Source organism: Neisseria sp. P0019.S002, from assembly GCF_051957155.1.
Taxonomy (GTDB): domain Bacteria; phylum Pseudomonadota; class Gammaproteobacteria; order Burkholderiales; family Neisseriaceae; genus Neisseria; species Neisseria perflava.
The window spans coordinates 102524-116879 of the sequence record NZ_JBQCWS010000002.1 but is presented as its reverse complement, the minus strand read 5'-3'; the positions used below and the strand labels follow the sequence as shown (position 1 = coordinate 116879).

Below are 14356 nucleotides of genomic sequence, written 5' to 3'. Positions count from 1 at the left end.
ATTAACCGAGAATAGTACCGTTAAACCGCCCTCACGACAAGGCTTTACGCCCCAACAGCCTTGTTTTCTAACCGATATTTAACATCAAACAAAATAAAGGCCGTCTGAAAATCTTTCAGACGGCCTTTTCCTTATTCAAATTCAAATCCTACTCTCTATTCCGTTCATTCCAAAAGTAACGCCATACAAAGCATGGAAAGGCAAAAATCAGGTAGAGGCAGACAACGGTCGCGTAAAACTCCCAATCTTGGGTATGTACGGCACCGGCGCGTGATTCGAGAATATAGGCGAGAATCGCGGTAAGAAGGAAGCCTGCCAGCAATTCGATCAAGTGATGGCCGATGTGTTTGCGTTTCAGGGCGATGATGCCGAAGAATTTGGTAGTAATAAATGGTGCGTTGGCAAAGATAAGTGCCAACAGCAAAAGAATGTACATGGATGCGGTCATGATGGTCTTTCTGTTTTCAGACGGCCTGCGTGTGATTTTAACATGTTAAATGGGCATTCTTGCCCATCATTATCCGTGGGATATTCAATATCTTGATGATACCTGCTTGATGATTGTTCAAAGGCTTGAGGCCGTCTGAACTTTGGGTATATTTCATCCGAATGCGAATCCTAACAAAAACGGCGACTTTGGAACAGCCGCCGTTGGTTTTGTTTGAAGCTTACAGGGTATTTATCAATGCTTTGGCACACCAGTCGATAACGGTTTGCGGCATGATACCCCACAGGAGCAGCAGGAAGGCATTGACCGTCAGAACAAATTTGGCGGCATAGTTACTGCCGACCGGCTGGTCATGGTCAGGAGCATCGAAGTAGATGACTTTGACCACGCGCAGGTAGTAGAACGCACCAATCAGCGACATGATGACGGCAAATACGGACAACCAAACATGGCCTTGTTTCAAGAGTGCCATAATCACTCCGAATTTGGCGTAAAAACCCATCAGCGGTGGAATACCCGCCATGGAGAACATAGACAGCAACATCAGGAAGGCAAACCATGCATGGCGTTGGTTAAGGCCTGCGAGGTCTTTGATGTTTTCACATTCAATGTCTTTGGTGGACAATACCATCAAAACGCCGAAGCTGACTGCCGCCATCAAAGCATAGGTAATGGCGTAATACAAACCTGCGGTAAAGCCGACTGCGCCTGCCATAAACGCCAACAAGATAAAGCCCATGTGCGATACGGTGGAATAGGCAAGCATACGTTTGATATTGGTTTGCATGATGGCAGCAAGGTTACCGACCACCAAAGAAGCAACGGCAAGAATGGCCAACATCGGCGCCCAGTCTGAATGTATGGTACCCATACCGGTAACAAGGATACGGAACGCAAAGACAACAGCGGCAATTTTCGGAGCTGTACCCACAAAGGCGGTAACAGAGGTCGGCGCGCCATCGTACACATCGGGTACCCACATATGGAATGGAACCGCACCCAATTTAAATGCAATGGCGACCACAATAAACACCATACCCAATTTCAACAACCATTCATTGGCCTGCTCATTGAAAGCAGAAGCCAAGACGGAAGCAAAATCAAGGGAGCCAGTGGCACCGTAAACCATGGAAATACCATAGAGCAGCAGGCCAGAAGCCAATGCACCCAATACGAAGTATTTCAGCGCGGCCTCGGCAGAGCGGCCGGAATCGCGGCGCAGGGCAATCATGGCGTACAGCGACAAAGACAATAATTCCAAACCGATATACGCAGTCAAGAAATGTGCCGAACTGACCATGACGCTCATACCCAACAGGGCAAACAGCGACAGGGTGTAAAACTCGCCTTTAAAGATTTGGCGGTCTTGGTTGTACGGTTTACTGTAAATAAACAGACCGAAAGTCAGCGCATACAGCACCAGTTTTGCCAAACGGGACATACCGTCTGCAATATACATACCGTGAAAGGCATCGACACTGCCCTGCTCCCATACCGCCAATTGGGTTACGGCCACGATGATGACCGTTCCCAAACTCATCAGATGGGTCAGATAGCGGTTTTTATCGCAAATCCACAAGTCTGCCAGCAATACGACACCCAATAGCGCAAGCAGCACGATTTCGGGCATGGCAGGCATTAAATTCAAATCAGACCAGTTCATTTACACACCTCAAATCTTGCTTTGTGCCACATGAGCAATCAAATCGTTTGCCGCTTGATGCACCACTTCGATAAACGCTTGCGGATACAGACCCATGCCCAAAACAGCAACCGCCAAAATCGCCAAAATCGCAAATTCGCGGCAATTGATGTCTTTCATTTCGGTAACGTGCGGATTGTGGATCGCACCAAAAATAACGCGTTTGTACATCCATAGGGTATAAGACGCACCGTAAATCAGAGTCATAGCAGCCAACGCACCTACCCAGAAATTCACTTTAACCGCGCCCATAATCACCATAAACTCGCCCACAAAGCCGGAAGTCGCAGGCAGACCGGCATTGGCCATACCGAACAACATCATAAACGCCGCAAACTTAGGCATTACATTGACCACGCCGCCATAATCGGCAATATTGCGGGTATGCAGGCGGTCGTACATCACGCCAATACACATAAACATGGCGGCGGACACAAAACCGTGGGAAATCATTTGAATGATTGCGCCTTTCAATGCCCAGTCATTCAATTGCCCGTTCACAAACAGGAACATACCCAAAGTAACAAAACCCATATGGCTGATGGAAGAGTACGCCACCAGTTTTTTCATATCGGTTTGCACCAAAGCCACCATACCGATATAAATCACGGCAATCAGGCTCAATACGATGATTACAGGGGCAAAATAGCGTGCCGCATCCGGCATAATCGGCAGGATAAAGCGCAAGAAACCATACGCACCCAGTTTCAGCGTAATTGCCGCCAACACCATCGAACCGCCGGTCGGCGCTTCAACGTGGGCATCCGGCAACCATGTGTGCACAGGGAACATCGGCACTTTTACGGCAAATGACAGGAAGAACGCTACAAACAAAAGCTGTTGTACGCCCAACGGAATCTGTTTGATGTTTTGGAAATCAACAATAGAGAAGCTGCCTGTCTGATAGTACAGGTAAACCATGGCAACCAGCATCAAGAGCGAACCCATCAGCGTATAGAGGAACAGCTTGACCGACGCATAGACGCGGCGCGGGCCGCCCCATACACCGATAATCAGGTACAGCGGAATCAGCATACCCTCGAAGAACACATAAAACAGAATCGCATCCTGCGCGGCAAACGCGCCGTTAATCAAACCCGACATCATCAGGAAAGCGGCCATATACTGCGCCGGACGTTTCTGAATGACTTCCCAACCGGCCAATACCACCAACAGCGTAATAAACGCATTCAAGATGATAAAGAGCACTGAAATACCGTCCACGCCCAATGCGTAGTTGATTTTCAGAAGCGGAATCCACTCGTGGAACTCGGTAAACTGATAGCCGCCGCTCAAACGGTCGAAACCGGTAAACAGGGGCAGCGTTACCAAGAAACCGGCAAGCGCACCCATGAAGGCAAGCACACGCGCCAGCGGCGCACGGCTGTCTTTACCGGTCGCCAAAACCAGCACACCTGCGGCGATGGGTATCCATATTGCCAAGCTGAGTAGGTAGTTGGAAAACATAGTGGTTAACCTGTGGTTAAAATAAAAATGTGTTTATGTGGATATTTCTTCGTTTCAGACGGCCTTAAGGTTTAAGGCCGTCTGAAACCTTATTCTTATCGGAACAATCCCCAGAAGGTCATGCCGAGCAGTACCAATACGCCGAATACCATAGCGGCGGCGTAGGTGTAGATAAAGCCGGTTTGGGCTTTACGCACTTGCGCGGCAATCGCGCCGACCAGTTTGGCAGAGCCGTTGACGATACCGTTGTCGATAATGGCGGTATCGCCGACTTTCCAGAAGAAAGTACCCAATGCGCGCGTACCTTTGGCGAAGACGTTGAAATATAGGGCGTCGAGGTAGTATTTGTTTTCGAACAAAACGTAAATCGGACGGAATGCCTGTGCAATTTTCGCAGGCAGGTGCGGCAGTTTGACGTACAGGAGCCATGCGCTCAAGACACCTGCGATAGCGAGGTAGAGTACAGGCGAATGCAGGCTGTGCGACACCATTGCCAATGCGCCGTGGAACTCTTCCTTCATGATGTGCATGGTTGGATGCGCGTCGGCATTGACGAAAATCACATCTTTGAAGAAATCGCCGTAAAGCATAGGCTCGATGGCAACATAGCCGATGATGACGGACGGAATGGCAAGCAAAATCAAAGGCAGGGTAACAACCAGCGGGCTTTCGTGCGGATTGTCGTTTTTGCCCAAGCCGTGATGCTCTTCGCCATGATGATCATCATGATGCTCATGCAGGCTGCGCCATTTCTCTTCACCGTGGAACACCATAAAGTATTGGCGGAACGCATAGAACGCAGTAACAAAAACGCTGGCGAGGACGGCAAAATAGGCAAAGCTGCTGCCCGGCAGGGTGCTGTATTTCGCCGCTTCGATAATCGAATCTTTGGAATAGAAGCCGGAGAAGAACGGCGTACCGATCAGCGACAAGTTACCGATCAGCATGGTCAGCCAAGTAATCGGCATGTATTTTTTCAGATTGCCCATGTGGCGCATATCTTGGTCGTGGTGCATACCGATAATGGCGCTACCCGCCGCCAAGAACAGTAAGGCTTTAAAGAAGGCGTGGGTCATGACGTGGAACATCGCCACGGAATAGGCGGACGCGCCCAGAGCCACGGTCATATAGCCCAGTTGCGACAGAGTGGAATACGCAACCACGCGTTTGATGTCGTTTTGAATCACGCCCAAGAAGCCCATAAACAGGGCAGTAATCGCGCCGATAACCATAATGACCGACAGCGCGGTGCTGCTCATTTCGTAAATCGGCGACATGCGCGATACCATGAACAGACCCGCCGTAACCATCGTCGCGGCGTGAATCAATGCGGAAATAGGCGTCGGGCCTTCCATCGAATCGGGCAGCCAGACATGCAGCGGGAACTGAGCCGATTTACCCATCGCACCCACAAACAAGAGCAGGCAGGTTACGGTAATCAACGACCATTCCACACCGGGGAAAAGCTGGATGGTCGCATTTTGTACGTTAGGCAGATAGGCGAATACGTCCTGATAGCGCAGGCTGCCGCCGAAATAGGCAAGTACCAAGCCGATACCGAGCAAAAAGCCGAAGTCGCCGACGCGGTTGATCAAAAAGGCTTTCAGGTTGGCAAAAATCGCGCTCGGACGTTTGAAATAGAAACCGATCAAGAGATACGACACCAAGCCCACCGCTTCCCAACCGAAGAAGAGCTGGACAAAGTTGTTGCTCATAATCAGCATCAACATGCTGAATGTAAACAAAGAAATATAGCTGAAGAAGCGTTGGTAGCCGACTTTTTCATCGTGCATATAGCCGATGGTGTAGATATGCACCATCAACGACACGCCCGTTACCACGACCATCATCATCGCCGTCATCGTATCGACCAAGAAGCCGACGGAGAAATCCAAGCCGCCCATTGTCAGCCAGGTATAAACGTTCTCGTCAAACTTGGTACGGCTGCCATTGAGGAATCCCCACAGCACATAAGCCGACAACACTGCAGACACCGCCACGCCGAGTATCGTAACCGTATGCGCACCGGCACGTCCGATTTTATTGCCGAACAAACCCGCAATCAGCGAGCCTGCCAACGGAACAAGGGCAATTATCAAATATAAAGTCATATCGTTCATGATTACCCTTTCAACTCATCCAAATCGGCAACGTTGATTGTTTGTCGGTTGCGGTACACCAGCACCATAATCGCTAAACCGATGGCAGATTCGGCAGCGGCAACGGTCAGTACGAAGAATACGAAAATTTGTCCGGCAGTATCGCCCAAATATTGCGAGAAGGCGATAAAGTTGAAGTTTACCGCCAAGAGCATCAGCTCGATGGACATCAGCAATACCAGCACGTTTTTGCGGTTCATAAAGATACCCATTGCGCTGATACCGAACAGGAGCGCACCCAATACCAGATAATGCGTCAAGGTAATCATGCTTTGCCCTCCCCTTCCGGCTTGAGGCCGTCTGAAACTTCGCTCTCTTCAACAAATTCTTTTTGCGGTTTCACAGCTTCCATTTTTACCAAGCGCATACGGCCTTGGTCGGCACGTACTTTAACTTGGTCTGCAGGATCCATACGTTTCGGATTGAAAGTTTTGCGGTGAACCAATGCAATCGCGGCTACCATACCCAACAGCAACAATACCGCCGCCAACTCAAACGGCAACAAGTAGTCAGTATAAATACGGCTACCCAAATCGCGGATATTGTTGTAATCGGCCGGAATGTCTTTCATCAGACCAAATGCGGCCAGGTCGGTTTTCGGGTTGACCAAAATCAGGATCAGGGCAACCGCCAACAATGTGCCGACCACGCCGGCAACCGGCGCATGACGCCAGAAACCGGCGCGCATGGCTTCGATGTCGATATTCAGCATCATCACGACGAACAGGAACAACACCATCACGGCGCCGACGTAAACCACTACCAGCGTCACACCCAAGAATTCGGCCTGCATCAGCATCCAAATCATCGCGCTCACGCAGAAGGTCAGCACCAAATGCAAAGCGGCGTGCACAGGGTTTTTAGCGGTAACGGTACGAACCGCACCGTACAAAACGATGGCGGCAAGGATATAGAACAGAATTGCGGAAAAAGTCATTCGTCTGCTCCTTAACGATACGGCGCGTCAGCGGCTTTGCGTTTGGCGATTTCGGGTTCGTATTTGTCGCCAATGGCCAAAAGAATCGGCTTGGTCATGTGCAAGTCGCCTTTTTTCTCGCCGTGGTATTCAAAAATATGGGTTTCCACAATCGCATCGGTCGGGCAGGCCTCTTCGCAAAAACCGCAGAAGATGCACTTGGTCAGGTCGATGTCGTAACGCTTGGTGCGGCGGGTGCCGTCTTCGCGTTCTTCCGATTCGATGTTAATCGCCATTGCCGGACAAACTGCCTCACACAATTTACACGCAATACAGCGCTCTTCGCCGTTCGGATAACGGCGTTGCGCGTGCAGGCCGCGGAAACGCACGGATTGCGGCGTTTTCTCTTCGGGGAAATAAATTGTGTCTTTGCGGGCAAAAAAGTTTTTGAGCGTTACGCCCAAGCCTTTTACCAATTCGCCAAGCAGAAAGGTTTTTACTAAGTTAGCCATATTTATGTTCCCTCAAATCAGGGATTTCGTTAGGTATTCAAAATCGCTTTGTTCAGACGGCCTCAAGATGCCGTCTGAAACTTATTTCCACAAGTTCAGCGGTGAAATCATCCACACGCCCAAAATCACGATGTAGGCAAAGCCGATCGGAATCAGTACTTTCCAGCCCAAACGCATGATTTGGTCGTAACGGTAGCGTGGGAAAGTTGCACGGATCCAAAGATACCAGTACAGCACCGCTGCCATTTTCACGAACATCCAGAATGCGGAAGGCGTGCCGATAAAGCCCCAGCTTTGTGGGAACGGAGACAACCAGCCGCCGAGGAACATCAGCGATGTCAGCGCGGCAATCAGAATCATGAAAATGTATTCAGCAAGGAAGAACAGCGCGAATGCGAAGCCGGAATATTCGACGTGGTGACCGGCAACGATTTCAGACTCACCCTCTGCCACGTCAAACGGCGCGCGGTTGGTTTCGGCAACGGCGGAAATCAGATAGACGATGAAGATGGGGAAGAGCGGCAGCCAGTTCCAAGAGAATACCGAGCCGCCGGCAATACCTTTGGCTTGTGCGGCAACGATGTCGGAGAAGTTCATGCTGCCCGATACCATTACGACACACACCAGCGCGGCACTCATGGCAATCTCATAGGAAATGCTTTGTGCGGAAGCACGCATTGCGCCCAAGAACGAATATTTGGAGTTGGAAGCCCAGCCTGCGATGATCACGCCGTAAACCGACAGCGAGGTAATCATCAGGATGTACAAAAGGCCGATATTGATGTTGGTCAGCACCCATTCTTCGTTAAACGGAATCACTGCCCATGCCGCGAAAGACGGGGCGAGCGACATAATCGGGCCGATGTAGAACAGGGCTTTGTTTGACAGCTTCGGACGGGTTACCTCTTTAAACAAGAGTTTGAAAACGTCGGCAAACGGCTGAATCAGACCCCACGGGCCGGTTACGTTCGGGCCGACACGAAGCTGCATAAAGCCGATGACTTTACGTTCGAAATATGTCAGGTAGGCAACGGTCAGAATCAGCGGAATCAGGATAATCACGATTTTGACGATAACGGATACCACCAAACCTACGGTGATACCCAAATCGCCCAGACCGAGCGTTGCGGCAAAGAGGTTTTGGAACCATTCTTGCATGATCAAGCTCCCGCCAGTTCAATAGTGTCCATCAACGCACCCAGCGCGGCATTTTCGGTATGCAGCGGCAGATGCACCACGTTTTCAGGCAGTCCGGCATCGGCTTTGACTACAACCGATACGCTTGCGCCGTTTTGTTTGGCGACAGCGGTTTGTCCGTCTTGCAGGCCCAAGCGTGCCAATGTGTTCGGATTTACACGCGCAGCAGGCACGGCGGCATGGCTGGTTTCTTGCAACGGTGCGGAACGGCGTACGATAGAATCAGTGTGATAAATACCGACGCCGCCGACACGGACGAGGCGGTTTGAGGCCGTCTGAACGCCCTCCACTGTCCATGTGCTGCAGTTATCCAGTTTGGACGGCAGACTTTCCGCATCCAGCGCATCTTTCAGAATCGCAGCGGTATCGTGGTATTCAAAGCCTTTCAGGTCAAACAGGTTGCCCAATACGCGCAACACTTTCCACATCGGACGCGAATCGCCGAAGCCTTGTACCACGCCGTGGAAAGATTGCAGACGGCCTTCCATATTGATGAAGCTGCCCGAGGTTTCGGTAAACGGCGCAATCGGCAACAATACGTCGCACACGTCCAGCAGCGTTTCGCTGACAAACGGTGTAAACGCCATCACGCTTTTCGCCTGTTTCAACGCGGCTACGGCTTTTGCGCCGTCCGCCGTATCGATTTCAGGCTCGACGTTGAGCAGCAAGACTGCCTGTTTCGGTGCGCTTGCCATTTCGGCAACGCTCTCGCCAGAGTTCACACCTAATACGTCCGCACCAACGCTGTTGGCGGCTTGTGGCAAAATGCCCAGCACTGCGCCGGTCGCGTCTGCCAGCTCTTGCGCGGCGGCATAAATGGCGGCGTAATCAGGATGGTTTTGCACTTCCGCGCCCAAAATAACCGCTGCTTTTTCAGCGTTTTTCAGGCTGGCGGTAACGGCATGTTCCGCATTGGCAGACAGTTTTTTCAGACGGCCTGCCCACTCGTCGGGATGTACGGCTTCTTGAGACAGAAGCGGCATAAACAATTCTTCCTTGCTGCTGACCAATACGCTCAAGGCCATACGGTCTTTGGCGGCGCGGCGCAGGCGGGCGGTCAGGAGCGGCTGTTCTTTGCGCAAGTTCGCGCCGACTACCAATACGGCATCGTTGTCAGCCAAAGATTCGATACTTTGTCCCAACCATTGCGCACCTTTAAGGCCGTCTGAAAGACGTTTGTCTTGTTGGCGCAAACGGGTGGCAAAATTTTTAACACCCAAGCCGTCGGCGAGTTTTTTGGCCAGATACAGCTCTTCAACCGTATTCATCGGATTGGCCCAAACGCCGACTTGATTTTGGTTGCCGTCTTTGGCGATACATTCAATCGCGCTGCGGACATATTCCAACGCGGTTTTCCAATCCACATCCATCCACTCGCCGCCCTGTTTGATTTTCGGGTTTTTCAGACGGCTTTCGTGATACAGGCCTTCGTAGGCGAAACGGTCGCGGTCGGACAGCCAACATTCGTTAATCGCTTCGTTTTCCAACGGCAACACGCGGCGGACGGTATGGTCTTTGGTTTGCACAATCAGGTTGCTGCCCAAAGCATCATGGGCGGAAACGGATTTGCGGCGGTTCAGCTCCCAAGTACGCGCGTTGAAGCGGAACGGTTTGCTGGTCAATGCGCCGACAGGGCACAAATCGATGACGTTGCCTGACAATTCGGTTTCCACTGCTTTACCGATAAAAGGCATGATCTCGGAATGTTCGCCGCGGTTGGCCATAGCGATTTCTTGCACGCCGGCGATTTCTTCAGTGAAACGAACGCAACGGGTACAGTGGATACAACGGCTCATTTCCTCGGCGGAAACCAAAGGACCCATGTCCTTGCCGACGACAGAACGTTTTTCTTCGGTATAACGGCTGGTGGTTTTGCCGTAGCCCATCGCCAAATCCTGCAACTGGCATTCGCCGCCTTGGTCGCAGGTCGGACAATCAAGCGGATGGTTGATGAGCAGGAACTCCATCACGCCTTCTTGCGCCTCTCGGGCTTTTGCCGAATGCGTACGCACAATCATGCCGTCTGTAACCGGCGTGGCACAGGCGGGCAGAGGTTTGGGGGCTTTTTCCACGTCCACCAAACACATACGGCAGTTGGCGGCGATGGAAAGTTTTTTGTGGTAACAGAAATGCGGGATATAAGTACCGAGCTTGTGCGCGGCTTCAATCACCGTCGCGCCCTGCTCCACAGATACCTGTTTGCCGTCGATTTCGATTTGTAACATGGTTCGTTCCTAGTTACGGGTATTTAATAAATAATTCTTTTAGAGGCCGTCTGAAAACTTAGCACCACTTATTCGGTTTCATCGGTCCGCCGTGTTCGATGTAATGCACAAACTCATCACGGAAATGCTTGGTAAAGCTGCGGACAGGGAAGACGGCGGCATCGGCAAGGGCGCAGATGGTGCGGCCTGCCATTTGGTTACCGATAGAATCCAGCAGATCCAAGTCTTCCATGCGGCCTTTGCCTTCTACAATGCGGTGGACGATGCGGTAAAGCCAGCCCGTACCTTCGCGGCAGGGGGTACATTGGCCGCAAGACTCGTCGTAGTAGAAGTAGCTCAGGCGTTCAAGGGCTTTCACCATGCACACGTCTTCGTCCATGACGATAATCGCACCGGAACCCAGCATCGAGCCGGCTTTGGAAATCGAGTCATAGTCCATATTGGTCTGCATCATGATATCGGCAGGCAACACGGGCGCGGACGAACCGCCGGGAATAACGGCTTTAAGTTTTTTACCGCCGCGCATACCACCCGCCATTTTCAGAACTTCGGCAAACGGCGTACCCAATGGCACTTCATAGTTGCCCGGACGCTCGACATGACCAGAAATACAGAACAATTTGGTACCGCCTGCATTCGGAATACCTTTATCGGCAAATGCCTGTCCGCCGTCGCGGATAATGAAGGGGACGGAGGAGAACGTTTCGGTATTGTTGATGGTAGTCGGTTTGCCGTACAGGCCGAACGAAGCAGGGAATGGCGGCTTAAAGCGCGGCTGGCCTTTTTTGCCTTCCAACGATTCGAGCAATGCGGTTTCTTCGCCGCAAATATATGCGCCGTAGCCGTGGTGGGCGAAGAGTTCAAATTCAAAATCCGAACCCAGAATATTTTTACCCAAAAAGCCTGCGGCACGCGCCTGCTCCAAAGCGGCCTCAAAACGTTGGTAGCCTTCAAAAATTTCGCCGTGGATATAGTTGTAGCCGGCTTTCGCACCCATCGCGTAACCAGCAATAATCATGCCTTCAATCAGGGCATGAGGATTGAACATGATGATGTCGCGGTCTTTAAATGTACCCGGCTCGCCTTCGTCAGTGTTGCAAACCACATATTTTTCGCCCGGGAAGGAACGGGGCATAAAGCTCCATTTCAAACCGGTCGGGAAGCCCGCACCGCCACGACCGCGCAAACCGGAGGTTTTGACTTCGTCAATCACATCGGTTTGCGAGATGTTTTCGGACAGGATTTTACGCAGGGCGGTATAACCGCCACGTTTGACGTATTCGTCCAATGTCCAGCAATCGGGATTGGCGGTATCCACTTGGTCAAAAATCACGCCTGATTGGTAAATAGCCATTTTTGGTGTGCCTGTTCGTTTTCGTATCGGTTGCAGCCGTTGTTTTCAGACGGCCTTTTATTTCAGTTCGGCAAGTTTCTTGTCAATCGCTTCTTCGGTCATAAAGCTGCACATACTGTGGTTGTTGACCAGCATGACCGGAGCATCGCCACATGCGCCCATGCATTCGCCTTCGACAAGGGTAAATTTGCCGTCAGGGGTGGTTTCGCCGTAGCCGATACCGAGTTTTTTCTTCAGGTATTCGCCGGTAGCCATACCGCCGCGCAGGGCGCAGGGCAGGTTGGTACAAACGGTCAGTTTGTATTTGCCGACAGGCTCAAGGTCGTACATATTGTAGAAGGTAGCGACTTCGTAGGCTTGTGCTGGCGAGATGCCGATATAGTCTGCAACAAAGGCGATGGTCTCGGGAGCAAGCCAGCCTTTTTCGGTCTGGGCAATACGCAATGCGCCCATAATGGCAGAGCGGCGTTGGTCGGCAGGATATTTTGCCAACTCAATATCAATTTGTTTTAAGGATTCTGCGGATAACATTATCGGTCAACCTCCCCGAATACGATGTCCTGCGTACCGATGATGGCAACGACGTCGGCCAGCATGTGGCCTTTTGCCATTTCGTCCATGCCTTGCAGGTGGGCGAAGCCGGGTGCGCGGATTTTCAGGCGGTAGGGTTTGTTTGCGCCGTCTGAAATGATGTAAACGCCGAACTCGCCTTTCGGATGTTCGACAGCGGTATAGGTCTCGCCCTCAGGAACGTGCATACCTTCGGTAAAAAGTTTGAAATGGTGAATCAGGTCTTCCATACCTGTTTTCATTTCGGTACGTTTGGGCGGAGCGAATTTGTGGTTTGTGGTAATGACCGGGCCCGGATTGACACGCAACCACTCGGAACATTGTTTAATGATGCGTACGGATTGACGCATTTCTTCCATACGGCAGAGGTAACGGTCGTAGCAGTCGCCGTTGACGCCGACTGGGATGTCGAAATCCATTTTGTCGTACACTTCGTAAGGCTGTGTCTTACGAACGTCCCATTCCACGCCGGAACCGCGCAACATCACGCCGGTAAAACCTTTTTGCATGGCGCGCTCAGGAGTGACAACGCCGATGCCGACGGTACGCTGTTTCCAAATACGGTTGTCGGTCAGGAGGGTTTCGAGTGTGTCGATGTTTTTCGGGAAACGTTCGCAGAAGGCGTCGATAAAGTCGAGCATGGTGCCTTCGCGGGATTCGTTGAGCTGCTTCAATACTTTGGCGTTGCGGAATTTGCTGCTCTCGTATTTAGGCATGAAGTCGGGCAGGTCGCGGTAAACGCCGCCGGGACGGAAGTAGGCTGCGTGCATACGCGCGCCGGAAACGGCTTCGTACAAGTCCATCAGCTCTTCTCGGTCGCGGAAGGCGTAAAGGATGGCGGTCATCGCGCCGATGTCGAAGGCGTGCGAACCGATGCCCATCAAGTGATTGAGGATGCGCGTTACTTCGGCAAACATCACGCGAATATACTGGGCGCGGATAGGCACATCGATACCGGCAAGTTTTTCTACTGCCAAACAATACGCCTGCTCATTGACCATCATGGAAACGTAGTCCAAGCGGTCCATATAGGGCAAGGCTTGCAGATAGGTTTTGGTTTCAGCCAGTTTTTCAGTACCGCGGTGCAGGAGGCCGATGTGCGGATCGGCACGGACGATGGTTTCGCCCTCCAACTCCAAAATCATACGCAATACGCCGTGCGCCGCAGGGTGTTGCGGGCCGAAGTTGATGGTGTAGTTTCTTAATTTATTGGCCACCGTAGTTCTCCTCACGGACGATACGCGGCGTGATCTCGCGCGGCTCAATGGTAACAGGTTGGTAAATCACGCGTTTTTGCTCTTCGTCGTAACGCATTTCCACATAGCCGGAAATCGGGAAGTCTTTGCGGAACGGATGTCCGACAAAGCCGTAATCGGTCAGAATGCGGCGCAAGTCCGGGTGGTTGTTGAACATGATGCCGTACATATCAAAGGCTTCGCGCTCGTACCAATCCGCGCTGTTGTAAATATCGACTACGGATTCGACCACGGGGAAGTCGTCGTCTGAAACCCAGACGCGTACGCGGATGCGTTGATTGTTTTTAACGGAAAGCAGCTGACTGACGACGGCAAAGCGTTTGCCCTGCCATACTTCGTTTTTGTAAGTGCTGTAATCGACACCGCACAAGTCAACCAGAAGCTCGAAATGCAACTCTTCATGGTCGCGCAATGCGGTCATGACTGAAATATAGTGTTCGGGCAGACACTCGACGGTAATCTCGCCCAAAGCTGAAATGACTTTGCTTGCCTGATCGCCAAGCACGCCGACGACGGTCTCGTATAAGTTTTGAATGCTTGCCATATCGTC

13 protein-coding genes are annotated in these 14356 nt (G+C 51.6%); all 13 read right to left on the bottom strand.

What is annotated here, in order from left to right:
* Nucleotides 1–148 precede the first annotated feature (148 nt).
* Nucleotides 149–448, bottom strand: a complete 300-nt coding sequence (locus tag ACTHTY_RS03915) for a DUF2818 family protein (RefSeq protein WP_293190625.1) — start codon at nt 446–448, stop codon at nt 149–151.
* Nucleotides 449–668: 220 nt separating this feature from the next.
* Nucleotides 669–2111 carry an NADH-quinone oxidoreductase subunit NuoN gene (gene nuoN / locus ACTHTY_RS03910; RefSeq protein WP_070504153.1) on the bottom strand — a complete coding sequence of 481 codons (1443 nt, stop codon included), beginning with the start codon at nt 2109–2111 and terminating at the stop codon, nt 669–671.
* A 9-nt stretch (nt 2112–2120) separates the two neighbouring features.
* Complete coding sequence (locus tag ACTHTY_RS03905) at nt 2121–3617, bottom strand: NADH-quinone oxidoreductase subunit M (RefSeq protein ID WP_440366530.1); 1497 nt, start codon at nt 3615–3617, stop codon at nt 2121–2123.
* 95 nt (nt 3618–3712) lie between these two features.
* Nucleotides 3713–5737 (bottom strand): NADH-quinone oxidoreductase subunit L, encoded by a 2025-nt coding sequence (gene nuoL / locus ACTHTY_RS03900; RefSeq protein ID WP_440366529.1) that lies wholly within the window; start codon nt 5735–5737, stop codon nt 3713–3715.
* A gap of 2 nt (nt 5738–5739) precedes the next feature.
* Nucleotides 5740–6045 (bottom strand): NADH-quinone oxidoreductase subunit NuoK, encoded by a 306-nt coding sequence (gene nuoK / locus ACTHTY_RS03895; protein ID WP_004519135.1) that lies wholly within the window; start codon nt 6043–6045, stop codon nt 5740–5742.
* Nucleotides 6042–6713, bottom strand: a complete 672-nt coding sequence (locus ACTHTY_RS03890) for an NADH-quinone oxidoreductase subunit J (RefSeq protein ID WP_049323662.1) — start codon at nt 6711–6713, stop codon at nt 6042–6044. The genes nuoK and ACTHTY_RS03890 overlap by 4 nt, the downstream gene beginning before the upstream one ends.
* Before the next feature lie 11 nt (nt 6714–6724).
* Nucleotides 6725–7204: an NADH-quinone oxidoreductase subunit NuoI gene (gene nuoI, locus ACTHTY_RS03885; protein ID WP_070837200.1), complete on the bottom strand. Its 480-nt coding sequence runs from the start codon at nt 7202–7204 to the stop codon at nt 6725–6727.
* A gap of 81 nt (nt 7205–7285) precedes the next feature.
* A complete protein-coding gene (gene nuoH / locus ACTHTY_RS03880; protein ID WP_002216340.1) occupies nt 7286–8362 on the bottom strand; it encodes an NADH-quinone oxidoreductase subunit NuoH in 1077 nt (358 codons plus the stop codon).
* A 2-nt stretch (nt 8363–8364) separates the two neighbouring features.
* A complete protein-coding gene (gene nuoG, locus ACTHTY_RS03875) occupies nt 8365–10626 on the bottom strand; it encodes an NADH-quinone oxidoreductase subunit NuoG (RefSeq protein ID WP_440366528.1) in 2262 nt (753 codons plus the stop codon).
* Nucleotides 10627–10684: 58 nt separating this feature from the next.
* Nucleotides 10685–11980: an NADH-quinone oxidoreductase subunit NuoF gene (gene nuoF / locus ACTHTY_RS03870; protein WP_003676995.1), complete on the bottom strand. Its 1296-nt coding sequence runs from the start codon at nt 11978–11980 to the stop codon at nt 10685–10687.
* A gap of 57 nt (nt 11981–12037) precedes the next feature.
* Nucleotides 12038–12511, bottom strand: coding sequence for an NADH-quinone oxidoreductase subunit NuoE (gene nuoE, locus ACTHTY_RS03865; RefSeq protein WP_003747873.1), 474 nt, complete (start codon nt 12509–12511; stop codon nt 12038–12040).
* A complete protein-coding gene (gene nuoD / locus ACTHTY_RS03860) occupies nt 12511–13767 on the bottom strand; it encodes an NADH dehydrogenase (quinone) subunit D (protein WP_049332998.1) in 1257 nt (418 codons plus the stop codon). The genes nuoE and nuoD overlap by 1 nt, the downstream gene beginning before the upstream one ends.
* Nucleotides 13757–14350: an NADH-quinone oxidoreductase subunit C gene (locus ACTHTY_RS03855; RefSeq protein ID WP_002216335.1), complete on the bottom strand. Its 594-nt coding sequence runs from the start codon at nt 14348–14350 to the stop codon at nt 13757–13759. Before ACTHTY_RS03855 ends, nuoD begins: the two co-directional genes overlap by 11 nt.
* Nucleotides 14351–14356 lie beyond the last annotated feature (6 nt).